The following is a 21,234-nucleotide window of genomic DNA, read 5'->3' on the forward strand; positions in this document are numbered from 1 at the left end:
TTTAGTCAAGTATAGCGTAGATTATGATCACAATTTCAGAGACAGCTCAGTCACATTTTGCCAAGTTATTGGCCGATCAGGCCGATGGAACTAACATTCGCGTATTCGTCGTCAACCCAGGTACCGCTCAGGCGGAGTGCGGTGTATCGTATTGCCCAGCCGATGCCGTTGAAGACAGCGATATTCGCCTGCCCTTTAATGGTTTTGATGCCGTCGTTGACGCAGAAAGCGCGCCATTCCTGGAAGAAGCTGAAATTGACTTTGTCACCGACAAAATGGGCAGCCAGCTCACCCTGAAAGCACCGAATGCGAAAGCCAAAAAGCTCAGCAACAATGCTTCTTTGGAAGAGCGCGTTGAACACATGCTGGTTACCGAAGTGAACCCGCAGCTAGCCAACCACGGTGGTCAGGTTAGCCTGGTTGAAATCACAGCTGAAGGTATTGCGGTACTACAATTCGGTGGTGGCTGTAACGGCTGCTCAATGATTGATGTCACGCTTAAAGAAGGCATCGAAAAAGAAATGATTGCCAAGTTCGAAGAGATCACTGGGGTGCGTGATATCACCGAGCACTCACGAGGCGATCACTCATACTATTAATTGGGTATGCGACGTTTGATTTACCGCTTAGGGTCTCACCCTAAGCGGAGTCTGCGGTTTTTCCTCTGCGGGCTCGCGTTGTTTGCACTCAGCGCGGCGCTGATTGCGCTGGGTTATTTCTATCAAGCCTGGCTCCAGCTGCCTGGCTTAGTCATGCTAGTGCTCGCACTGGGTGTGGCCGGCTATGGCTATCTGGGGATCTTCGCCAATCGCTTTTCTCAGGTGCTGTCGGCACGTGACGCCGCTAAAGCCGAGGCCAAAAAGGCCTTTGATGAATGGAAATAAGCCATCAGCGCCTTTTGGCGCATACCGCTGGTTGATTTAATCCAGTAACTGCTGCCTGGCACTCAGCTGCTGATATTTCACAATCAGTGTCAGCCCTCTTAATCCCATAAAGCAACTCATAGCAAACCATAATCCGTGATTACCCCATTGCTGAGCCAGCAAAAACGGCACAAAGAACCCAAGCACAGCAGACAGTAACATACTGTTGCGCATTTCCTTCGCCCGGGTCAGGCCGACGAATACGCCATCAAACAAAAAGCAGCTGGTTGCTATCACAGGTAACACCACCAGCCAGGGCAAATACACCAGTGCAGTATCAATGACCACCGGAATGTCGGTGAGTAAGCCAATCACCGCCGGACCAAACAAAGCAAACACCAGGGTATACACGAGGGCGAAGCAACCAGCCCAGAAGCAGCTCAGCCGCACCCAACGCCTTAACATAGCTAAGTCGCGTGCACCTTTGGCCTGCCCGACTTTGGCTTCCACAGCATACGCGATGCCATCCATCGCAAAGCTCACCAGCATCAGAAAGTTCAGCAGCACCGCGTTGGCAGCCAGAATATCTTCGCCCAGTCTGGCACCATAAAAAGTCATAAAGCTAAAACACAGCTGCAGCATGAGAGAACGAATAAAAATATCGCGGTTGAGATGCAGCAAACGTTGCATCTCCTCTTTGTGTGGTACTTTAAACTGCCACTGCCAGCCTTCCCGCTCAAGCACCCCGCGCAGCAAATAACAAGACAACACCAGCGCGGAATAATCGGCGATCACAGATGCCCAGGCCGCCCCTGCAACGGCAAAGTCCAGCACCACCACAAACAGGACATCCAGTACTATATTAACGATGTTAGTAAACAACACCACGTAGAAAGGACCACGTCCGTATTGCATCCCCAGCATAAATCCGAGCATCACCAGGTTCAGCATGGCAGCAGGCGCACTGAAAATACGAATGGAAAAGTATATCGCCGCTTGTTCAAAAACTTCTGGCGTGGCCGCGGATAGCGCCGCGATCAGGTCAAGTAACCAGGGCGTACTCACTATCAACAACAGAGCAAATAATGCAGCAAAGCTCATACTGGCCGACAACGACTGGAGCGCCCGCCCAGCGTCTTGCTGACCATTTGCCTGGGCGATTTCCCCGGTGGTGCTCATGCGTAAAAAACTGGCCAGCCAGAACAACAAGGCAATGCTGCCGGAACCCAGCGCAATACCGGCAAGGTAATAGGCTTCACTCAGATGGCCGATGACTGCGGTGTCAACTAATCCTAACAGGGGCACCGAGATATTTGATAAAATCATCGGAGCAGCAATAGCAAGCAACTGAAAATGGTGGGAAGTATGCGCGCGATTAAGTGGTTTCATGTTTTAGTTCTTATACTCGTTTTGTTCAACACCCGGGCAGGTCTGGCCGCGGTCATTCTACAGTATCATCATGTCAGTGAAAAACTGCCGGCCGTCACCAGCGTCAGTGAAGCCACTTTTCTTGAGCACCTGAACTTTCTCAAATCAGAGCAGTTTAACGTGATTGCGCTGGATACGCTGATCACGCAACTGCAGGCAGGTAACGCACTGCCTGCAAAAACCGTCGCCATTACCTTTGACGATGGTTACCTGAACAATATGGAAGCCGCAGCCCCACTGCTTGAGCAATTTGGTTACCCCTATACGATTTTTGTTAACCCTAAACTGATTGATGAGAAAAAAGGCTATGTAATGAGCTGGGAGCAGCTGCGCCAGCTGGCAAAACGCGGTGCATTAATTGCCAACCACAGCGCTCAGCACGACTACCTGCATCATAAGCTAGCCGGAGAAAGCCAGACTCAGTGGCGTAACCGGGTTCGTGAGGATCTGCTTTGGTCACAAGCGCGGATCAAAGCCGAGGTGGGCCATGATTTACCTTATATCGCTTATCCCTATGGCGAGTTTAACCGCCCTTTACAGGCGTTAGTCACCGAGCTGAACCTGGTAGGGATTGGACAACATTCTGGCGCCGCTGGACCAGACTCAGACTTTACCCGTCTGCCACGTTTTCCCGCCTCAGGCATCTATGCCAGCCTGAAAACCTTAAAAACCAAGCTTTATTCACTGCCGTTTTCACTGGCTCAGGCTAAATATCAGGATTCGGTCACGGATAACCGCACACCCTCGATTACCCTGACCTTTAAAGAGATGGATTTTTACCAGAGCCAGTTCGCCTGTTTTGTATCTGGTGCAGGCAAAGCAGAGCTGACCTGGCAGGGTGATAAAGCCGTGACGATTACAACACCAAAACCCTTATCGAATGGGCGTTCTCGCTATAACTGTACGGCACCTTCTAAAAAACAAAGTGGACAATTTTACTGGTACTCGCAACCTTGGGTGATCACGGACGCTTCACAGCACTAAGCAGCTCCATCGTTACCTTGGACAGAGGCACCACTTTCTCGGCCGCCTTCATTTCAACGGCGGCCCGGGGCATGCCCCACACCACAGAGGTTGCCTCATCCTGCGCCAGCGTTTTTGCTCCGGCCTCTCTGAGACGCAGCAGCGCTGCAGCGCCATCACTGCCCATACCAGTCAATAAACCCGCGCTGACCTGTTTTGCCCATGGCAATAGAGAGTCGAACAACACATCCACTGAGGGTCGATGGCGGTTAACTTTCTCACTCTGGCACAGCTGACACAGCAGGCGGCCTCCTTTTTGAACCACTTTAAGGTGCCTGTCTCCTGGTGCAATAAACACCTCCCCGGGCATAAGCACATCCCAATCTTCGGCTTCTTTAACCGATACATCGCAAATACGGTCCATACGCTGCGCAAACGACGTGCTAAATACCGGAGGGATATGCTGCGCGATTACCACGGGCGGGCAGTGCTGGGGTAACCGGACCAAGACCTCACGTAATGCCTCGGTACCGCCTGTAGATGCTCCCAGCGCCAACACAGCGCTGGTTTTGAACTGGGTATGCTGTGAAACAGGTGCCTGCTGCACATCTTTTTCAGTACGGAGGGCATACAGGTTGGCCTGGCGGGCAATACGGATCTTCTGATGTAATGTCTCTGCGTAAGCATGTAGCTGGGCAGCCACGTTTGAGGTTGGCTTGGCGATGAAGTCAATGGCACCCAGTTCCAGCGCCTCAAGCGTTGCAGGCGACCCCTGCTGCGTTAAGGTTGATAGCATGATCACAGGCATCGGGCGCAGGCGCATGAGGTTTTTGAGAAAGCTCAGTCCGTTCATCCTCGGCATTTCGATATCCAGGGTTAACACGTCGGGGTTGAGTTTCTTAATCATCTCTCGCGCTTCATAGGGGTCTTCGGCCGCCCCGACCACCTGGATATCCTGGGCAAGCTCCAGAACCTTGGTCAGTATCGCTCTGAGCGAAGGAGAATCATCAACTATCAGTACCTTAATCATGCGCTCTCTCTAAAACAACTCAATATCAGTTTGCTTGCCTTGCTCTTCAATATCATGCAGATACTTAACCTCGCGTTTTTCAATGGTGTCGTTGTGCATCTGACGCAGCTTCTTCACCTGAGCTTTACCCGTTTGAGGGTGAAATACCACTTTGCGTGGCCAGGGTCCACCGACATCGTGGGAGATAAGAGTGAGATTTTCTTCCTCTACGTAGGCTTCTGCAAAGCGAATGTTGCCAATACCTATGTCTGTCATCGAGCTGATGATTTTCCCGCCGCCAAACAGCTTTATTTTTAGATTCTCTCGTCTGGCCCCGTTTTTAATCACTTCATTGATCAGGTATTCCATAGCCCAGTTACCATAGCGACAATTAAGATCGTCGGCATGAATCGCGGTCGTCCCTTTTACACCTGGCAGCATAAAGTGGTTCATACCACCCACCCTGTGGTGTTCGTCATAAATGCAAGCCGCAATACAGGAGCCTAATACCGTGGAGATCAGCTCATCATTCTTTGATACATAAAACTCTCCGGGTAACACTTTTGCGACAACAGCACCACGACCCGAATCCCAGAATCGTTTTACATGTTCAAAGCCATGTAACACAGGCTTAAACTGGTTCATATCTGCGCCGCCTTTTGATACATAGTTCTCCCCAGGTTTTTAAACTCCAAATGCTCTTTGCCCATCGTCTCCGAGTGACCGATAAATAAATAACCTTGTTCGGCCAGCAGTTGATAAAAGTTTTCAAACAACCGGTCTTTGGTTGCCTTGTCAAAATAAATCAGCACATTACGACAAAAAATCACATCAAAAGGCCCTTTCATTGGCCACGGCTCCAGCAAATTAAGGCGCTTAAAATACACGCTCGAGCGCAACGTTTCTTTTACTTTGTACTGAGTGCCATCTGGGCTGCCCATAAACCATTTTTTCAGATGCTCGCTATTCAACCCTGTCACCGATGCACTGTTATAAATACCTTCCTGTCCTTTGTGCAATACGTTCGAGTCCAGATCCGTGGCCAGTACCTTTACGTCCCAGTCAGCTGGAAATGCGTTGCCTATGGTCATCGCAATACTATAAGCCTCTTCACCAGTCGAGCAGCCTGCGGACCAGATCCGCACCCGTTTATCTGTTTTATGTTTGAGCTTTAGCTCAGGGAGCACCTTCTGGTGTAAAAAGTCAAAATGATGCACTTCGCGAAAGAAGGAGGTAAGGTTCGTTGTGATGGCATTAATAAAGTGGCTAAACTCTGCATCGGGTTCTTCATTGAGAAACGCCAGATAATCTGCAAATGAGCTTAATCCGTTGGCCCTCACTCTGCGCGCCAGCCGCGAGTACACCATGTCGCGTTTATGAGGACCGAGTACGATACCGCAGGTCTCGTAAACTCGCCGAGATATACTGCTGAAGTCCTCATCCGTCATCAAAAACTCTTTCATATCCCTCCTCACCCAAGCGCCATGAGTCCGAGCGCCCGTATCATGCATTGTTACGTGCACTCGGTATGTGATAATTCCGGTGGGTTAAGACGTGTCACTGTCACGAAGCTGATGCGAAGTGCGCGGCACCGCTGTAAAGCAGTGCAAACAAACCAGAACTGTTAAAACTCTTCCCACTCCTCAGAGTCGTCCGCAAAACGGTTAGCTTTGGTTTCCAAAGGTGCTCGCGTAGTGCGACTTTCAGGCGCCGACAAACCCATGGCAGACGAGCGAGCCTGACCATTTGTCGCCTGAGGTTTATTCGCAATAGCCTGGCGGGCAACTGGCGCCTCTCCAACTTTAAAGAAGTTGAGCATATTGCGCATATCATTTGCCTGTTCAGCCATTGACTCACCCGCAGCGGATGCTTGTTCCACCAGCGCTGCATTTTGCTGGGTCATTTCATCCATCTGAGTAACGGCTTTATTTACCTGTTCAATCCCGGAGCTTTGCTCGACCGAGGCATCCGCAATATCAGAGATCATATTGGTGACACGTCTGACGGATGCCACAATTTCCTTGAGTGTTTCACCTGACTCATTAACCAACAGCGTACCATCTTCAACTTTGCTAACACTGTCGCGGATCAAATCTTTGATCTCTTTTGCCGCTCCCGCGGAGCGCTGAGCCAGGTTTCGTACTTCGCCTGCTACCACGGCAAAACCCCGCCCTTGTTCACCAGCCCGGGCTGCCTCTACCGCGGCATTCAACGCCAGTAAATTGGTTTGGAAAGCAATTTCATCTATTACGCTGATGATATCGGCGATTTTTTTACTCGAATCGTTGATTGCAGACATACTTTCGACCGCACGATTAACCACCTCACCGCCGCGCGTTGCTTTTTCGCTGGTTTCTTCAGCCAGCTCATTGGCGACCTTGGCATTGTCTGCATTCTGACGCACCGTGCTGGTCATTTGTTCCATACTCGACGCCGTTTCTTCCAACGAAGAGGCCTGTTCTTCAGTACGCTGGCTTAAGTCTGCGTTACCTTGCGATATTTCCTCTGCACCACTGGCAACCAAAGTGGCTGACGCACTGATCCGCTCAAGCACATTGGTCAGTTTGTCGGCTGTGCTGTTCGCATCTTGTTTCAGCTTGTCGAACGCCCCCTGATAGTCGGCTTCAATGCGCTGTGTAAGATCGCCCCGGGCTAGCGCATCTAACATATTCCCAGTGTCGGTCACGGCACCATCGACGCTTTCAAGCAACCCATTGAGCCCCTGAGTGAGGCGTAAATAAAACCCTTGCTTATCGCCTTCCTCCAGTCGCGCTGACAAATTCCCCGCACGAGCCGACTCCACCACCGCATTCACTTCCTGCTCAATTGCGACTTCACCAGTTCTGTCTTCCCACTCAACCACAGTACCGGCGCGCTCGCCAGCATCCGTGATAATGGGATTGGCAACCAGGCCAAAGGTACGCCCGCCAACTTTAATTTCGGTTTGATAAGGTTTAGACAGTGTCTCTAACAGGCGTCTCTGGTGCGCAGGGTTACGATGAAATACATCAATGTTCTGCCCAACCAGTTGGTTACTGTCGAAATTAGGTAGGTCTTTGCGGATATCAGACTCGGCATTTCTCATCATCTCGAGTACCGCCTGATTCATATACACTATGGTATTGTTGGCGTCAGCAATCATGGTATTGGTTTGCACATTGTCGAGTGCACGGCGTACCCGCAGGTTTTCACCCGCAGCCTGCAACGCTTTTTGCTCGACAGCCAAGCGCTCCGTTTTGTCTTCCCACTCAACCACAGTGCCAATGCGCAGACCTTTTTGATCAAAGACCGGCGTGGCAATCAAACCAAAATTAAATCCAGCAACCACAATATCGGTGCTATACACATCTGACAGCTTGTTCAGTAAACCGCGCTGATGCTGCGGATTCTCATGAAACACATCGATATTAGTACCAATTAAAGAGTCAGCATCAAAGTGAGGTAATGCCGTACGAAGCTGGGCCTGATTACCTTTGAGCATGGCCAGTACCGACTCATTAACATAGACGATATTGAGGTGCTCGTCGGCCAACATCACATTCGCCTGACACACATCCAGGGCACGGGAAATTCGCGCATTTTTCTCAGCCAGGCTGCGGTGTTTTTCTTCAGCCGCAAGCCACTGCGTCTGATCTTTCCATTCAACCAGTGTCGCAATCCGATGCCCATCATCAAAGACGGGTGTGGCAATGAGATCAAATGACAGCCCAGCAACCTGGATTCTGGTTTGATAAGTGTCGCGCAAATTGGCCAGAATATTACGCTGATGACTTGGATTTTTATGGAAGGAATCAATATTAGTGCCTATCAGACCGGCAACACTAAAACCTGGTAAATCCTGCTGTAATTGCTGCTCATTCACTTTGAGCATAGATTTTACGGAGTCATTCAAATAAACAATATTCAGATCGGCGTCTGCCACCATAATATTGGCCTGACAACCTTGCAGTGCCAGCAGCAAGCTCTGTGTATAGTCGTTTTGCTCCTGCTCATCGTCTGAGGCTTTTAACGCTTTGAACAAGTCAGGAAAGTCACTTAGATCTATGCCCTGCAGCACATCCTGATCTGCCACCGAAACATGCGGCAACACGCGATACACGCAACCCAACTGGTCACTAAACGCTGATAGCGCCATCCTCAGGTATCCTAAAGCCACGACAACCCCAAACAGAGGCAAGGCCACTGCCACCAGCTTCATGTTTTCAGAAGCTGTGCCCCCAAGCTGCAGTCCCAGTACGATGCTGACAACCAGTATCACACCGGCAATTATGATTTTATTGTTTAAACTACTTTGGATACTCTGACTACTCATTTCAGCCCCCGTTACTCTTAACACAACTTTTGTCGTGTAAATCGAGCACTTTCTTCAAATTTAATAACACCACCATTTTTTCCCCTACATTGACCAGACCATGAACAAACTGTGCATTTTCTGAGTCCTGAAAGTCGGGCACATCCTTCGCGGTCTCTTCTGAGATGCTATACACATCGGACACCGCATCTACGACAATGCCCATCAGTTTTTTCTGCTCTTTGAGGGTTACCGACACCACTATCACCACAGTGAGCGGGCCATAGTCGATGTGAGTAATACCAAATCTCTGCCGCAGGTCGATAATGGGTACTATCGTCCCGCGTAGATTCATCGCACCTTTAACAAATGATGGGGAATTGGGGATCACAGTTACAGGCTCCCAGCCTCGAATTTCCTGAACCGTTAAAATATCAATCCCGTACTCTTCTTCATCCATCATAAACGTCAGAAACTGCTTCTCGTCTGCATTGACATCCAGCACCAGTTGCTGATTCAAGTTCATGCGCTCTGTCATGCCGGGATACCCTCATCCGTCTTCAGGTCAACGAGCAGCTCAGACGAGCCAGGCCGCCTTAAACCACTCAGTTTTATCAGGCCGCTGATGTCAATGATCAAAGACACCGTGCCATCTCCTAAAATGGTTGCCCCTGAAATGCCATCAACACGTTGATAGTTGGCTTCCAGGCTTTTTATCACAACCTGCTGTTGTGCCAGTAAATCATCCACCAGGATACCCACTTTGTAATTGTCGTTTTCAACCACCACCAGCAAGGTCTTGTCCAGTTCTTCGCGCGCACCTTTGTGGTTAAAAATGTCATACAAACGAAGGATAGGAATGTACTCATCACGCAAACGTAGCACCTGTAAGCCCTTACCAACGTTACTGACTTTGGTAATATCAATTTGCAGCGATTCAACAATCGAGATCAGTGGAATGATATAAGTATGTTCAGCAACCTGTACCAGTTGCCCATCCAAAATAGCTAACGTCAGTGGCAAGCGAATGGTAAAAGTTGACCCAACGCCAGCTTCAGAACTCACTTCCACTGAGCCGTTCAAGGCCTGAATGTTTTTACGCACCACATCCATGCCGACACCGCGGCCGGATATTTCACTGACATTGTCTGCGGTTGAAAAGCCGGGCATAAAAATCAGTTCATTGATCTCGTCAACAGAGAGTTCATCCTGCGCCTGAATGAGCCCATTCTGAATGGCTTTTTTGCGAATTTTATCGGTATCCAGTCCTTTGCCATCGTCCATAATCTCAATCACAATATTGCCGCCCTGGTGAAATGCATTCAGCGTGACTGTTCCAACCGGATCCTTACCCTGGGCAATGCGCTGCTCGGGTGTCTCCAGGCCATGATCCAGCGAGTTGCGTACCAGGTGCACCATAGGATCAGAGAGCTTTTCCATGACGGTTTTATCCAGCTCGGTTTGTTCACCAATCAACTTAAGCTCTACCTGCTTATTTAATTTTTGTGAAATGTCGCGCACGAGTCGTGGAAAGCGGCTGAAAACAAAGCTGATCGGCAGCATACGAATACGCATCACGTTTTCCTGCAGATCGCGGGTATTATGCGCCAGTTGCGCAAGACCCTCTTGCAGCGCCGCGATACTGGACTCGGTAATTTCCTGCTCACCTATCTGACTGAGCATAGCCTGTGTAATAACCAGCTCTCCTACCATATTGATGAGTGAATCCACCTTATCTATGCCAACCCGAATGGAAGTGGTGCTGGGATCTGCATTTTTACGCGCATCTTTACCCGCCGATGGCTCCTTTTTAACTTCGTGCAGCGGTTTTTGAGGGACATTTATCTCTAGTGGTAGTTCGGGCTCAGCCTGCTCGTCAGGCAGCATATCGACTTGTGCTGTGGGTTCAGCAGGCGCATCGAATAGACCGCCGCATTGCACTATGGTGATTTCGGCATCATCTTCTACCCATTCGAAGATCTCACGAATTGCCGCCTCGCCACGTGTGGTGGTCAGGAAAAACCGCCAATAAAGGTAGCAATCATCGGGTGTCAGCTGTTTGAACTTAGGCAACTCATCGTGCAGAGCTTGGGTTTCCAGCTCTCCGAGTTCAGACAACTCAGCAATCATGTACAAGGGCTCATTGCCCGTTTTAAACAGGTAGGGCAAAGGCTTGAAATCGATCTGAAAGGTGATAGGAAGGTGTGCCTGCTCTTCGGATGTATCGTCGCTTGTACTGGTAGCCTGCCCTTGCTCGTCAGTGCGACTGTCACCATTAAGAATGGCTTCAAAGCGTTGTTTTAATTCGTTTGCTTCTTGTTGCTCGGGCTCCTGTTGCGCCTGCAAAGCCGTCAGCATCGCCCGCAAACAATCAACGGCCTTGAGCAACAGATTGACATGCTCCGCAGTAAGCTGTCGTTGCCCGTTGCGAATTTGGTCTAACAAAGTTTCAAGCACATGAGTAAAGTCAGAAACTGCTGTAAAGCCAAAGGTACCACTTCCACCTTTTATCGAATGTGCAGCACGAAAAATGGTATTGATGGTCTCCTGATCTTCTTTACCTGGTTCAAGGTTCAGTAACTCAGACTCCATCGCATCGAGCCCTTCGAAGCTTTCTTCAAAAAACACATCGAAAAACTGACTTAAGTCGATACTCATGGCAGCACCTCGTGAGGATTAACGAATGACTTTTTTCAGTACAGCCAGCAATTGTTCAGGGTTAAATGGTTTCACAATCCAGCCCGTAGCGCCTGCCGCTTTACCTTCGCTTTTCTTATCCAGGCCCGACTCGGTGGTGAGCATCAGCAACGGAGTAAACTTGTAATCAGGTAAGTTTCTCAGCTCCCGAATTAGGGTAATGCCATCCATAACGGGCATATTCACATCCGAGATCACAGCATCAAACCCTTGTTGTTTAGCCAGATTGAGCGCTTCACTGCCATCCTTTGCCTCGACCACGTCAAAGCCCGCTTTTTTTAAAGTAAAGCCAACCATCTGACGCATTGAAGCAGAATCATCCACAGCTAAAATCTTTTTCATAATGACCTCTTAATTCGTACTACTGATAGATAAAAGTTCGGTTAACCCTAGTTTCTCAACAGATGAAGACAACGCGGCACTTTCGCCTACCCAGGAAATGTGCTGTCCAATATCCAGCAAATATTTTTGCAACGCACACAGCAGTTGGATTGAAGCGGTGTCTGCACGCACAATCTCACTGATGTCTAAAGAAATAGCATGGCCTGCATCAAGCTCAAGCACCAGCTGCTGATGCAATTCTTCAACCTGGTTTATGACCAGCTCCGGGGGAAGTTTAATCATGTGCCTTGCACATTCCTTGCAAATCTTATTGATATGAATAGATTAGACCGTGACCGTGAAATTGCCATATTTATAACTTAAAAGAAATAATTAATTATTAAATTCAGTCACTTTACGCAGCCTACTACTGACCTGGGACTATCACCTTAAAGTCTTCAATTAGCTGAGACTCATTAATAACGGGCACCTCCCCGGCCTTGAACTCGGGCTTGAATATGGCCGCCAATTGCGCTTGCGGGTTAACTAATGCAATCGATGCACTATGGTCGACATAATACTCTGGTTGATCGCTGTTATTAATGGCATAGATCAAGCCAATGTCCCGAACAAATGGGAACAAGACGTTATGAGGCGCTGATGCTGCGACAAAATCAGGATTAAAGTAATCAATATATTGTTTTCGTTTTTCTTGCGTATCGCGCTGTGGGTCTACCGCGACAAACCAGACGCTGACATTTTGGTAAGGCTTTAACTGCTCGGCAATATTGGTGAGTTTGGCCAAAGTCATTGGACAGATATCAGGGCAGTGTGTGTAACCGAGAAACAACAAACTCCATTGCCCTTTTAATTGCTCGGTTGTAACCGGCGCGCCATGTTGATCTTCCAGCGTAAAGGGCTTAAGCGTCCTTGGCTGTTCATAATGTACGGCAAACTCCGACACTTTGGGGGCAGGCTGGCACCCAAGGAGCAGTGCAGTCGTACATAAGAGAACAAAAAATTTTTTCATATCAGAGCTCTGTCAACGAATAGTGAGACAAAGAGTAACAGCAAATACCAGATAGAAAAACGAAAAACCCCCATCGCCTGTTGACCTGTATGATGAATATACAAACGTACAACCAAAAAGATAAACAATCCATTGAGTACACTGGCCGTGGCCAAATACACATACCCCACCATACCTATCAGATAAGGAAGCACGCAGGTCACTGACAACAACAGTGTATATACGACGATACACAATTTAGTGAACTGGATCCCGTGAGTCACAGGCAACATAGGTGTGCCAGCTCTGGCATAATCAGCTTCGCGCGCTATCGCCAGCGCCCAAAAATGCGGAGGCGTCCAGGCAAAAATGATCATCACCAATAACCAGGGCTCGGCCGCCATGCTGCCCGTTTCGCTTACCCAGCCCAGTAATGGGGGTAAGGCACCTGCCAGTCCACCAATCACGATATTTTGCGGCGTCATATGTTTGAGGAACATAGTGTAAACAACCGCATATCCGAGCAAGGCCAATAGGGTTAACACGGTGCATAACCAATTACTGAACACCAACAAGCCTGTGGTTCCGATAATAGCCAGACAAGCGGCAAACAACAGCGCCTTTGATACACAGAGTTGTTGCCTCGCCAGGGGGCGATGGCGCGTTCGTGCCATCTTACTGTCTCTGTTTCGATCAACGACATGATTAACCGCCGCAGCCGCCGCAGAGATAAGACCAATTGACAGCAAACTCATTAGTTGTTGTACCAGAGTGCGCCCTGTATCCGGTGCAAGCGCAAGGCCTACCCAGGCAGTAAGCACCAGCATCATGACCACCTTAGCTTTGGTGATCGCCAGGTAGGGCTTGATACCTGCGTAGAAATCGGGCAGTGCTGATCCGAGTTGATGTACGCTCATAGCCATAACTTACTCCTTAGATTGATAAAACAGCAGATAACACACCCGAACCATGCTCAGCAGTAAAAGCGCCGCCATCACATTGTGAAATAGCGTCAGCAACAGCGGGAACTGCCAATGTACAATCGCCCCGCCCAATAGCACCTGGCACAATACAAGGATAGCCGGCAACATAATGACAGCTCGCACACGCTTGTCGGGAATAGCCCGGTACAAACGCCAACTTAACAGCAAGATGGCACACAACGTCACCATAGCCCAGATCCGATGAACCAGGTGTATGGAAAGCCGGGTTTCAAACGGCAGTACACCGAACTCATAACTGGCGGAAGAATGTGGCAACTGAAACAGACTACTCAGTGAGAACAGCTCGCCATTTTCACATAACGGCAAACCACGACAATGAGGCGCAGCATAGTTAGCAGCAAGCCATCCGCCCAGCGCAATTTGCAGTATCAGTATCAACAACACAGCCAGAGTCAAAAACCTCAAACCGGCAACATGAGCAATGGGGACAGCAGCTGGCTGACGAGCTTTGAGCCATAATAACGTCAACAGGCTAAGTATGGTAAACCCACCCAGCAGATGCCCCATTACCACCAAAGGCTGTAAGTTCATCGTCACGGTCCACATACCCAGCATTGCCTGAAATATGATTAATACGACCAGTAACCCCGACAACCCTTTTATATTTTTGTTGGCGCTGGAGTAGCGCAGTGCCATAAAAAAAATCGCTGCGACTATCAAGCCTAAACTGCCAGCAAAATACCTGTGTATCATTTCGATCCACGCTTTTTTTTGGTGTACTTCTGCACCGGGAAACTTCTGCTGCGCCGACATTAATTCATGAGATTCGTTAGGCACCGTCAAAAAGCCATAACAACCCGGCCAGTCCGGGCAGCCAAGACCGGCATTACTCAACCGGGTATAGGCCCCCAATGTGACCACCAGAGCTGCCAGCAAGGCTGACATAAATACTAATCTTCTAAACCCTTGCGTCATTGCTTACCTCCCGCACTGCTTCGCTCGTAAGACAGTAGCTTTTTTAAATCCTTCAGCAGGCCTTTCATCAGCACCCTGTTTGCGGTTTGGTCTGGCTGCGGTAAATACTCCAGTACCACCAGACCGTGCTTGTCGACCAGATAAAAAGCCCCCGGCGATAAACTTGCAACCTCTGGCAGTACGCTCGCCTCTTCGCTTTGTCCCTCACCCAACAAAAGCAAGCCCACTTGCTGACGATGCTTACCCAGTGCAACAGTAAGTTGCTCCATCAAAGCAATCTGGCTCTGACATAACTGAGCACAACTAGCTGGCTGATTCAAAGCAATAAACCAGGCTTTGTGGCTTTGTTCTGGCACATCCAGGATGACCTCCTGACTCAGAAAGTTACCTTGATTAGTCGTGCTATCCGGTTGCCAACCCGACCAGAGCACCACCCATGCAGCGATCAGAGGTAACATACAACAGGCTAAAAATAATCCGGCTACCTTATTCATCATTCTTCCTTTTATAAGCAAAATAGGGAACAACCACTGCAGCAACTGCCAACAACAACCATTGCAGTGCATAGGCCCGATGTTTCTCTGGCCCCATAACAACCGCTTCATAGTGGGGCTGTATGTTGCTCATAACTGGGCGTGAAGCATACGCTAAGGCAGGTGCTACCGGACGCCGTGTCTGCGCAACAAAAAAGGCATGATCAAGGTACTGGAGCAGCTCGGGCTGGGTCACATTCAGGTCAGGCTGCGCAGCTAACGTAAAACCTGCCCACTTACCGATTTTGAACTCTACGTCAACGGTTTGTAATTCGCTGGGGAGTGTAATCTCAGGTAAAACGGCGCGGCTGTGTGTTGCCGGGATGAAGCCAAGATTGACAACCAACCACGTTTCGCCATAAACGGGGCGAAATAAGGTAACTACATCATAGCCAGGTGCACCATTTAATATCTGATTGTCGAGCAGCCAAAAACGTGACGTATCAAAATACCCCCTCACCCTAAACAGCTTTCCCTCCAGGGCACTTGGGTTTTGCAGGTCAGCAAGCGCATTTAACTCGAGCGGTGACTGATCGCTTTGTCGCTTCTCAATCAGGTGGGTCTTTTGCGCCGCTCTTTGCCACTGCCATAGAGAAAGAGCCAGGCAAGTGCACACCACAACACCCACTGCCAAAACTGAGCAATATGCGCTAACCTTTGATCTACTTATGTTTACCTGCGTCATATGTCATGCTACTCAAATTAATTATTATTGTTTTGCTTTTCAGCATCATCTATAACCTGTTTCGAGCTTTGTTCATCATGCTCAAAGGGACTCAATCAGGAGAGTCAATGTCTCGGCTGTTGGGTAAAAGGGTGTTTTTCTCAGCAAGCGTTTTGCTGCTTATTCTCATTGCGAAAGGGCTGGGCTGGCTCAACTTCAACCCAGCCCCGGGCGCTACAACACATAAACAAACACAAACAAGCACAGCCAGACCACATCAACAAAGTGCCAGTACCAGGCACCTGCCTGAAATGCAAAATGATGATGTGCACTAAAATGCCCCTTCATTACCCGTAGCCAAACCACTGCTAAAATAATAGCGCCAAGCGTGACATGCATACCGTGAAATCCAGTGAGCATAAAGAAGGTATTACCATAAATGCCTGACTCTAAAGTAAGCCCCAAATCCTGATAGGCATACACATATTCCTCAACTTGCAGGGCCAAAAAGGCAAACCCCAGCAAAATAGTTAACCCTAAAAACACCTTTACTTTGTTTCTTTGGTCCTGCTCCATGGCAGCGTGCGCAAAATGCAGTGTGACAGATGAAATCAAAAGAATAATGGTGTTTATCAGCGGCAGACCTTGCCATCCCATGGCTTGTGTTGTGTCACCACTTGGTGTGTTCAGTAAAGGCCATACCGCTTCAAAGCTAGGCCACAGTAACTCGTGTGTCATAGCGTTATTGCTTGCACCACCCAGCCAGGGCACCGCAAACATACGCGCATAGAATAAAGCACCAAAAAATGCAGCAAAAAACATCACTTCCGAAAAAATAAACCAGGCCATCCCCTGTCGAAATGAACGATCCATCTGCTGTGAATATAAACCACCTTGCGACTCCCGAATAACATGCCGAAACCACCCGGCTAACATAAACAACAGTAAGCCAATCCCGGCATATAAAATAAACTGGCCAGCAGGGCTTTTCATTACGGTTAACCCACCCCCTACAGCAACTCCAAACAGGGCTACGGCCCCCACTATGGGCCAAGGGCTTTGCTCAGGTACATAATATTTTTCGTTACCACTAGCCATGACTTAATCCTCGTATTTGTTGATACACTGCGGCTTGTATACTGTAAACGTAACCTTTACCAACCGCGTCACGCTCGAAATCACCAAACTGCTTTATTGCTGGGTACTGAGGCATAACATAAACAGCCGCGTTTCTGTCTGTAATGTCATACAACGTATATGCGAGCGTCAGCTCTGCGATGTCAGTAGGCAGCTCTGTGTCGACATAGAACCGTAAGGTGAAAGACATTTTCTGCCTTGCCTGCATACTTTGTTGATCAAAGCAAAAGCAAGCGAGCTTATGCAGATACTTTGCCGCCATACCAGGAGAGACAGATGGAATAGCCTGCATTATGCGAGCATCAACGCTCAGATTTTCGGCCGTAAAACTGACTTCTGTTAACGTGCCAGGTGTAACAGTCACTTGATAGGTCTCGGCCTGCACCTTAAAGGGTGCCTGTCCTTGCGTATGCGTTGTGAAACTCACATCTACTTTGCGCGCTAGGTCTTGCTCTTTGCTTGCCTCAGCGGCTGTCAGCTCCACTTTGCCATTGAGCCCTGTGATGTCGCAGAACACGTCGTAAAGCGGCACCAGGGCAAACGCAAATGCAAACATGCCCAGCACCAATAACAAAAGCTTTCTCAGTAACGGAGCATGCATTACTTCACCTCAGGAGGTGTACTAAAAGTATGATAAGGTGCAGGTGACGCAACATCCCACTCCAACCCTTCTGCACCATCCCACACCTTGGCTGGCGCACGCTGCCCGCCTGCTATGCACTTGAATACCACAGCCACAAACAGCAACTGAGATAAACCAAAGGCAAAACCGCCAATACTTATCAAAGCATTGAAGTCTGCAAATTGCAGTGCGTAATCGGGGATCCGTCGTGGCATTCCTGCGAGCCCAACAAAATGCATCGGAAAGAATAAGATATTCACACTGACCAATGACAACCAAAAGTGCCATTTAGCCAAGGTCTCGCTGTACATATAGCCCGTCCACTTAGGCAGCCAGTAATAAGCTGCTGCCATAATCGAAAAGACAGCCCCTGTGACCAGCACGTAATGGAAATGAGCAACCACAAAGTAAGTATCGTGATACTGAAAATCGGCGGGCGTAATCGCCAGCATTAAGCCCGAAAAGCCTCCGAGCGTAAACAGCACAATAAACGCGATAGCAAATAACATCGGCACTTCAAAACTGATTGAACCACGCCACATTGTAGCTACCCAGTTAAAAACTTTGACGCCGGTTGGTACAGAGATAAGCATAGTCGCATACATAAAAAAGAGCTCACCGGCCAACGGCATACCGGTAGTAAACATATGATGTGCCCACACAATAAAAGACAACAAGGCGATGGATGAGGTTGCGTATACCATGGATGCATATCCAAACAGTTTTTTCCTTGAGAAAGTCGGCACTATCGTAGAGATCACCCCAAAAGCCGGTAATATCATGATGTATACTTCTGGATGACCAAAGAACCAGAAAATATGCTGGAACATCACGGGATCCCCCCCGCCGGCAGCATCAAAGAAGCTCGTTCCAAAATACTTATCCGTCAACACCATAGTTACCGCTCCAGCCAGCACAGGCATTACAGCGATCAGCAGAAATGCGGTGATCAGCCAGGTCCATACAAACAAAGGTAACTTCATCCATGTCATACCGGGCGCGCGCATGTTGACTATGGTCACGATGACATTAATTGCCCCCATTATTGAGCTGACACCCATGATATGAACTGCAAAGACGAATAAAGCGGTATTGTCGTTACTGTAAGTGGTGGACAAAGGCGCATAGAAGGTCCAGCCAAACGCTGGGCCACCGCCTTCCATAAAGAGCGAGGCCAGTAATATCAGAAAAGCAAATGGTAAGATCCAAAAGCTCCAGTTGTTCATCCGTGGAAGCGCCATATCGGGCGCGCCAATCATCATGGGTACCATCCAATTAGCCAGTCCGGTAAAGGCTGGCATTACGGCACCAAACACCATGATCAAACCATGGACTGTAGTCATTTGATTGAAAAAGTGAGGGTCTACAAGCTGAAGCCCTGGTTGGAACAGTTCAGCCCGGATCACCATAGCCATCCCACCGCCGATCAGAAACATCAACAAAGAGAACAACAAATATAATGACCCTATATCTTTATGATTCGTTGTGAAAAGCCAACGCTTGATACCGGTTGCCGGACCGTGGTGCGCATGATCGTGCTCGTGTTCAGCCTGCTGTGTGCTCGAAGTCATTTGGCTTCCTCCTGTTTTCCGTCAAGGTAAGCTTGTATTTGACTGGGTTGGATAACTTCCCCGGTATCATTCCCCCAGCTGTTTCTTTTGTAGGTGATAACTCCGGCTACTTCTTTTAATGAGAGTTGCTTGGCAAAAGCCTGCATCGCGGTACCTGGACGCCCATCCATAATAATTGCTATGTGTGCTTGCAAGTCTCCAGTGACCATAGCGCTGCCTTTCAAGGCAGGAAATACCCCCTGCAAACCTAAGCCCGTAGGCTGATGGCAAGCAGCACAATAAGCCATATAGACGCGCTCACCAGTTGCCATCAGCTCTTCTTTGCTAAGCGTCTGATCTAGTAAAGCGGCCTCTTGCTGCGCAGCAAGCGCTCTTTGCGCCTTCTCGTTAGCAAGCCACGCCTGAAACTCAGCTTCCGGCTTTGCTTCCACTACAACAGGCATAAAGCCATGGTCTTTGCCACACAATTCCGCGCATTGACCTCGATATGTTCCCGGTTCATTCACATTCGTCCATGCTTCGTTAATAAATCCAGGATTCGCATCCTTTTTAACTGCGAAATCGGGCACCCACCAGGAGTGAATCACGTCGTCAGATGTAAGCAAAAACCGCACTTTCTTGCCAGTTGGGATGACCAGTGGCTTGTCGACTTCGAGCAGATAGTTCTCTGTTTTACTCTCCATATTGTCTATCTGCGCTCTTGGTGTAGACATTAAGGAATAAAAGTCGACATCATGGCCAAGATATTCGTAATGCCATTTCCACTGTGACCCCGTTACTTTGATTGTCAGGTCTGCCTTGTCAGTGTCTTCCATCGCAATCAACGTTTTTGTTGCAGGCACTGCCATGGCCACCAAAATTAAAAACGGAATGGCTGTCCAAAGGATCTCGACCTTAGTACTTTCATGAAATTGCGCAGGCTCTGCACCTTTAGAGCGCCGGTGGTGGATCAATGCCCAAAACATGACTGAAAAGACTATCAGCCCAATTACGCAACAGATCCAGAATATGGTCATGTGTAACTGATAAACTTGGTTACTGATGTCTGTAACCCCCGTACGCATATTGTAGTCGCTTGCGAACACGAGCGTACTGACGAGTAAACACATCGCAACTGTGATGAGTTTCGCTATTTTCATTAGACGTCTCCCTCGATTGCCTCAGGAGTGAGAAGCAACGGTTCTTATTATCGGATGACTGTCATTTCACTTGGGTTAACCCATGCGTACTGCACGACCATTTAACAACTAGTCAAAATTTAACCGTTTAGCAAGTTTTTATCTGACGCTGATTTTGTTTTCTAGGGTAGGGAAATAATTGAAAAATAGCTGTTTGTTAGGAGTCACTCATACGCTGAACCACTTGGTGTGGCTGCATATAAGTGTTTACAAGAAGTAAAATTCGCCCGGCATGTATCACGCCGGGCGGTAGGAAAGAATTAAATATCGCTGCGTATCACGCCGACAGCCAAACCTTCGACGGAGAAATTCTGTTGCTCTAGGTCAACCTCGATAGGAGAGAAGTCTTCATTTTCAGCGTGCAAGTATACTTTCTTACCAAGCTTTTCAAAGCGTTTAACTGTTACATCTTCCTCAACTCGTGCAACGACGACCTGCCCGTTATTCACAACCTGAGTACGGTGTACTGCAAGTAGATCACCGTCCATGATCCCTATATTCTTCATGCTCATTCCATTAACCCGCAACAAGTAATCTGCGGCAGGATGAAACATTGCAGGGTCGACCGAACAATGGCTTTCAATATGCTCTTGTGCGAGTATCGGCTCACCAGCTGCAACTCGGCCAATTAAAGGTAACCCTAGTTGCTCTGGCTCGTCGTCAACCAAACGGATCCCTCGACTTGCACCAGGTACCATTTCAATTACGCCTTTCTTAGCCAATGCTTTCAAGTGCTCTTCTGCAGCATTCGCACTGCGGAACCCAAGTGACTCGGCAATCTCTGCTCGAGTCGGCGGCATGCCAGTATCCTTAATGAAAACTTTTATAAGTTCAAAAACTTGTTCTTGTCGTTTAGTAAGTGGTCGCATTTAACTGGTTTTCCATACAGTGCATTTACTGTGAGTATATACAGTTATCATTTTTTCGCAATGGTTAATCGCCTTTAACCAGCAAAGGTAACGTGCAACGTGCAATGACAGAGCTGGACCCCATTGGTTAGACACGCTCAGCCATTTTTTAGATGAACAA

General features: G+C 48.6%; 22 protein-coding genes and 1 pseudogene. 4 read left to right on the forward strand and 19 right to left on the reverse strand.

Annotation, left to right across the window (positions count from 1 at the left end; genetic code table 11):
- Nucleotides 1-23 precede the first annotated feature (23 nt).
- Together nfuA and TW77_RS21765 are read left to right on the forward strand one after the other, a co-directional pair.
- Nucleotides 24-599: a Fe-S biogenesis protein NfuA gene (nfuA, locus tag TW77_RS21760; protein ID WP_046007063.1), complete on the forward strand. Its 576-nt coding sequence runs from the start codon at nucleotides 24-26 to the stop codon at nucleotides 597-599.
- 6 nt (nucleotides 600-605) lie between these two features.
- A complete protein-coding gene (locus tag TW77_RS21765) occupies nucleotides 606-884 on the forward strand; it encodes a hypothetical protein (protein WP_046007064.1) in 279 nt (92 codons plus the stop codon).
- Between the two features lie 36 nt (nucleotides 885-920).
- Here the strand turns inward: TW77_RS21765 and dinF are convergent, their stop codons facing one another.
- A complete protein-coding gene (dinF, locus tag TW77_RS21770; RefSeq protein ID WP_156158729.1) occupies nucleotides 921-2,252 on the reverse strand; it encodes an MATE family efflux transporter DinF in 1,332 nt (443 codons plus the stop codon).
- Here dinF and TW77_RS21775 point away from each other — a divergent pair.
- Entirely contained in the window at nucleotides 2,229-3,275 is a 1,047-nt protein-coding gene (locus tag TW77_RS21775) for a polysaccharide deacetylase family protein (RefSeq protein WP_156158730.1), read from the forward strand. The genes dinF and TW77_RS21775 overlap by 24 nt on opposite strands.
- Here the strand turns inward: TW77_RS21775 and TW77_RS21780 are convergent.
- The 13 genes from TW77_RS21780 to TW77_RS21840 all read right to left on the reverse strand — a co-directional run bounded on the left by TW77_RS21780 (nucleotide 3,253) and on the right by TW77_RS21840 (nucleotide 15,661).
- Nucleotides 3,253-4,284 (reverse strand): protein-glutamate methylesterase/protein-glutamine glutaminase, encoded by a 1,032-nt coding sequence (locus TW77_RS21780; protein ID WP_046007066.1) that lies wholly within the window; start codon nucleotides 4,282-4,284, stop codon nucleotides 3,253-3,255. The two genes, TW77_RS21775 and TW77_RS21780, sit on opposite strands and share 23 nt — an antisense overlap.
- A 9-nt stretch (nucleotides 4,285-4,293) precedes the next feature.
- The gene (gene cheD, locus TW77_RS21785; protein WP_046007067.1) at nucleotides 4,294-4,908 is read right to left on the reverse strand and encodes a chemoreceptor glutamine deamidase CheD; all 615 of its coding nucleotides are present in this window, start codon (nucleotides 4,906-4,908) and stop codon (nucleotides 4,294-4,296) included.
- Entirely contained in the window at nucleotides 4,905-5,726 is an 822-nt protein-coding gene (locus TW77_RS21790; RefSeq protein WP_046007068.1) for a CheR family methyltransferase, read from the reverse strand. Before TW77_RS21790 ends, cheD begins: the two co-directional genes overlap by 4 nt.
- A 161-nt stretch (nucleotides 5,727-5,887) precedes the next feature.
- Nucleotides 5,888-8,575 carry a methyl-accepting chemotaxis protein gene (locus TW77_RS21795; protein WP_046007069.1) on the reverse strand — a complete coding sequence of 896 codons (2,688 nt, stop codon included), beginning with the start codon at nucleotides 8,573-8,575 and terminating at the stop codon, nucleotides 5,888-5,890.
- A gap of 1 nt (nucleotide 8,576) precedes the next feature.
- Nucleotides 8,577-9,092, reverse strand: a complete 516-nt coding sequence (locus tag TW77_RS21800) for a chemotaxis protein CheW (RefSeq protein WP_046007070.1) — start codon at nucleotides 9,090-9,092, stop codon at nucleotides 8,577-8,579.
- The gene (locus TW77_RS21805) at nucleotides 9,089-11,212 is read right to left on the reverse strand and encodes a chemotaxis protein CheA (RefSeq protein WP_046007071.1); all 2,124 of its coding nucleotides are present in this window, start codon (nucleotides 11,210-11,212) and stop codon (nucleotides 9,089-9,091) included. The genes TW77_RS21800 and TW77_RS21805 overlap by 4 nt, the downstream gene beginning before the upstream one ends.
- 18 nt (nucleotides 11,213-11,230) lie before the next feature.
- Nucleotides 11,231-11,593, reverse strand: coding sequence for a response regulator (locus TW77_RS21810; RefSeq protein WP_046007072.1), 363 nt, complete (start codon nucleotides 11,591-11,593; stop codon nucleotides 11,231-11,233).
- A 9-nt stretch (nucleotides 11,594-11,602) separates the two neighbouring features.
- The gene (locus tag TW77_RS21815) at nucleotides 11,603-11,875 is read right to left on the reverse strand and encodes an STAS domain-containing protein (RefSeq protein WP_046007073.1); all 273 of its coding nucleotides are present in this window, start codon (nucleotides 11,873-11,875) and stop codon (nucleotides 11,603-11,605) included.
- A gap of 124 nt (nucleotides 11,876-11,999) precedes the next feature.
- Nucleotides 12,000-12,602 carry an SCO family protein gene (locus TW77_RS21820; RefSeq protein ID WP_046007074.1) on the reverse strand — a complete coding sequence of 201 codons (603 nt, stop codon included), beginning with the start codon at nucleotides 12,600-12,602 and terminating at the stop codon, nucleotides 12,000-12,002.
- Nucleotides 12,599-13,504 (reverse strand): heme o synthase, encoded by a 906-nt coding sequence (gene cyoE / locus TW77_RS21825; RefSeq protein ID WP_046007075.1) that lies wholly within the window; start codon nucleotides 13,502-13,504, stop codon nucleotides 12,599-12,601. The genes TW77_RS21820 and cyoE overlap by 4 nt, the downstream gene beginning before the upstream one ends.
- A 3-nt stretch (nucleotides 13,505-13,507) precedes the next feature.
- Nucleotides 13,508-14,500 (reverse strand): COX15/CtaA family protein, encoded by a 993-nt coding sequence (locus TW77_RS21830; RefSeq protein ID WP_046007076.1) that lies wholly within the window; start codon nucleotides 14,498-14,500, stop codon nucleotides 13,508-13,510.
- Nucleotides 14,497-14,997 (reverse strand): hypothetical protein, encoded by a 501-nt coding sequence (locus tag TW77_RS21835; protein WP_046007077.1) that lies wholly within the window; start codon nucleotides 14,995-14,997, stop codon nucleotides 14,497-14,499. Before TW77_RS21835 ends, TW77_RS21830 begins: the two co-directional genes overlap by 4 nt.
- Nucleotides 14,987-15,661 carry an SURF1 family protein gene (locus tag TW77_RS21840; RefSeq protein ID WP_046007078.1) on the reverse strand — a complete coding sequence of 225 codons (675 nt, stop codon included), beginning with the start codon at nucleotides 15,659-15,661 and terminating at the stop codon, nucleotides 14,987-14,989. Before TW77_RS21840 ends, TW77_RS21835 begins: the two co-directional genes overlap by 11 nt.
- 62 nt (nucleotides 15,662-15,723) lie before the next feature.
- On the opposite strand from TW77_RS21840, the gene TW77_RS24920 reads away from it, so the two are divergent.
- Complete coding sequence (locus TW77_RS24920) at nucleotides 15,724-16,032, forward strand: DUF2909 domain-containing protein (protein ID WP_082079009.1); 309 nt, start codon at nucleotides 15,724-15,726, stop codon at nucleotides 16,030-16,032.
- On the opposite strand, the gene TW77_RS21845 is transcribed toward TW77_RS24920, so the two are convergent.
- From TW77_RS21845 to lexA, 5 genes and pseudogenes are all read right to left on the reverse strand, one after another.
- Nucleotides 15,932-16,795 (reverse strand): cytochrome c oxidase subunit 3, encoded by an 864-nt coding sequence (locus TW77_RS21845; RefSeq protein WP_046007079.1) that lies wholly within the window; start codon nucleotides 16,793-16,795, stop codon nucleotides 15,932-15,934. The two genes, TW77_RS24920 and TW77_RS21845, sit on opposite strands and share 101 nt — an antisense overlap.
- Before the next feature lie 124 nt (nucleotides 16,796-16,919).
- Nucleotides 16,920-17,435: pseudogene (locus TW77_RS21850) on the reverse strand (cytochrome c oxidase assembly protein); the annotation flags it as partial.
- Nucleotides 17,435-19,027 carry a cytochrome c oxidase subunit I gene (gene ctaD, locus TW77_RS21855; RefSeq protein WP_046007081.1) on the reverse strand — a complete coding sequence of 531 codons (1,593 nt, stop codon included), beginning with the start codon at nucleotides 19,025-19,027 and terminating at the stop codon, nucleotides 17,435-17,437. The gene ctaD and the pseudogene TW77_RS21850, both read right to left, overlap by 1 nt.
- Entirely contained in the window at nucleotides 19,024-20,136 is a 1,113-nt protein-coding gene (gene coxB, locus TW77_RS21860) for a cytochrome c oxidase subunit II (protein WP_240479531.1), read from the reverse strand. The genes ctaD and coxB overlap by 4 nt, the downstream gene beginning before the upstream one ends.
- Nucleotides 20,137-20,465: 329 nt before the next feature.
- Nucleotides 20,466-21,074 (reverse strand): transcriptional repressor LexA, encoded by a 609-nt coding sequence (gene lexA / locus TW77_RS21865; RefSeq protein ID WP_046007083.1) that lies wholly within the window; start codon nucleotides 21,072-21,074, stop codon nucleotides 20,466-20,468.
- Nucleotides 21,075-21,234 lie beyond the last annotated feature (160 nt).

Origin of the sequence: Pseudoalteromonas rubra, assembly GCF_000967655.1 — a bacterium.
Classification (GTDB): Bacteria; Pseudomonadota; Gammaproteobacteria; order Enterobacterales; family Alteromonadaceae; genus Pseudoalteromonas; species Pseudoalteromonas rubra_A.

Excerpts from the sequence above, each read along its gene's own strand:
- nfuA (WP_046007063.1), top strand. The coding sequence starts at position 24 with ATGATCACAATTTCAGAGACAGCTCAGTCACATTTTGCCAAGTTATTG.
- TW77_RS21765 (WP_046007064.1), top strand. The coding sequence starts at position 606 with ATGCGACGTTTGATTTACCGCTTAGGGTCTCACCCTAAGCGGAGTCTG.
- TW77_RS21775 (WP_156158730.1), top strand. The coding sequence starts at position 2,229 with ATGCGCGCGATTAAGTGGTTTCATGTTTTAGTTCTTATACTCGTTTTG.
- dinF (WP_156158729.1), bottom strand. The coding sequence starts at position 2,252 with ATGAAACCACTTAATCGCGCGCATACTTCCCACCATTTTCAGTTGCTT.
- TW77_RS21780 (WP_046007066.1), bottom strand. The coding sequence starts at position 4,284 with ATGATTAAGGTACTGATAGTTGATGATTCTCCTTCGCTCAGAGCGATA.
- cheD (WP_046007067.1), bottom strand. The coding sequence starts at position 4,908 with ATGAACCAGTTTAAGCCTGTGTTACATGGCTTTGAACATGTAAAACGA.
- TW77_RS21790 (WP_046007068.1), bottom strand. The coding sequence starts at position 5,726 with ATGAAAGAGTTTTTGATGACGGATGAGGACTTCAGCAGTATATCTCGG.
- TW77_RS21795 (WP_046007069.1), bottom strand. The coding sequence starts at position 8,575 with ATGAGTAGTCAGAGTATCCAAAGTAGTTTAAACAATAAAATCATAATT.
- TW77_RS21800 (WP_046007070.1), bottom strand. The coding sequence starts at position 9,092 with ATGACAGAGCGCATGAACTTGAATCAGCAACTGGTGCTGGATGTCAAT.
- TW77_RS21805 (WP_046007071.1), bottom strand. The coding sequence starts at position 11,212 with ATGAGTATCGACTTAAGTCAGTTTTTCGATGTGTTTTTTGAAGAAAGC.
- TW77_RS21810 (WP_046007072.1), bottom strand. The coding sequence starts at position 11,593 with ATGAAAAAGATTTTAGCTGTGGATGATTCTGCTTCAATGCGTCAGATG.
- TW77_RS21815 (WP_046007073.1), bottom strand. The coding sequence starts at position 11,875 with ATGATTAAACTTCCCCCGGAGCTGGTCATAAACCAGGTTGAAGAATTG.
- TW77_RS21820 (WP_046007074.1), bottom strand. The coding sequence starts at position 12,602 with ATGAAAAAATTTTTTGTTCTCTTATGTACGACTGCACTGCTCCTTGGG.
- cyoE (WP_046007075.1), bottom strand. The coding sequence starts at position 13,504 with ATGGCTATGAGCGTACATCAACTCGGATCAGCACTGCCCGATTTCTAC.
- TW77_RS21830 (WP_046007076.1), bottom strand. The coding sequence starts at position 14,500 with ATGACGCAAGGGTTTAGAAGATTAGTATTTATGTCAGCCTTGCTGGCA.
- TW77_RS21835 (WP_046007077.1), bottom strand. The coding sequence starts at position 14,997 with ATGATGAATAAGGTAGCCGGATTATTTTTAGCCTGTTGTATGTTACCT.
- TW77_RS24920 (WP_082079009.1), top strand. The coding sequence starts at position 15,724 with ATGCTACTCAAATTAATTATTATTGTTTTGCTTTTCAGCATCATCTAT.
- TW77_RS21845 (WP_046007079.1), bottom strand. The coding sequence starts at position 16,795 with ATGGCTAGTGGTAACGAAAAATATTATGTACCTGAGCAAAGCCCTTGG.
- ctaD (WP_046007081.1), bottom strand. The coding sequence starts at position 19,027 with ATGACTTCGAGCACACAGCAGGCTGAACACGAGCACGATCATGCGCAC.
- coxB (WP_240479531.1), bottom strand. The coding sequence starts at position 20,136 with ATGTGTTTACTCGTCAGTACGCTCGTGTTCGCAAGCGACTACAATATG.
- lexA (WP_046007083.1), bottom strand. The coding sequence starts at position 21,074 with ATGCGACCACTTACTAAACGACAAGAACAAGTTTTTGAACTTATAAAA.